2 protein-coding genes are annotated in these 644 nt (G+C 55.3%); both read right to left on the minus strand.

The genetic code is table 11. From position 1 onward, the window contains the following. On the minus strand, positions 1-216 hold a 216-nt coding region (locus AC1RPU_RS07715), incomplete at its 3' end, for a hypothetical protein (RefSeq protein WP_481769598.1). Continuing rightward, positions 188-644: phage tail tip lysozyme (locus tag AC1RPU_RS07720; protein ID WP_481769597.1), on the minus strand; the 457-nt coding region annotated here is incomplete at its 5' end. The genes AC1RPU_RS07715 and AC1RPU_RS07720, both read right to left, overlap by 29 nt.

A 644-nucleotide genomic window follows, 5' to 3' on the forward strand; every position in this document is an offset into this window, starting at 1 on the left:
CTTCAGAGCCAAAGACTGTTGGTAATACGTGCGCTTCACTTCACGATCAGAAAATGGGCGCATTTCATCCAACGTTTTCTCAATGCCGTTGCAGATGTATAGGGTTCGACCCAAGCGCAATTTCGCGATTGCGCCACGCAACAGTTCACGACGAATTTCGATGGTGCTCGTGCTCATCATTTCTCCTTTATCCTGCGTCAGACCGCAGTTTAGCATACTGTTCTAGTCCGTAGCGAATTCTTTTTCGATCTTCCGCTTCGCTCTCGCCCGGGCGCTCGTAGTACTTGCGGTGAAAAACTGCGGCCTGCGCCACCGTCCGCATCTTACGGAAGCGATCCATCAGACCCATCTTTTCCATCTCGTACCAGTGGAATGCTGCCTGAACCTGCACCTCGGTCATGCTCGGATTCTTCTTCCGGAACTGGCGCAATTCACGAATGCGGTCCGCGCTCAGCCACTGGGCGACGCCGCGTGCTCCAGAGTACGGGTTGCGGGCATGCACGTCGAACTGCGATTCTTGCTGGACCGAGCCCAAGGCCCCAGCAATCTGCGCATCGGTCAACCCGTATTCACGGCCGAACGCCACAAACGACGAAACGAAGTCATTGGGATCGGAGCCATCGGGACCGACCATGAAACGAGGT

Source organism: Dellaglioa sp. CoH-55-MRSF-7 (genome assembly GCF_056782235.1).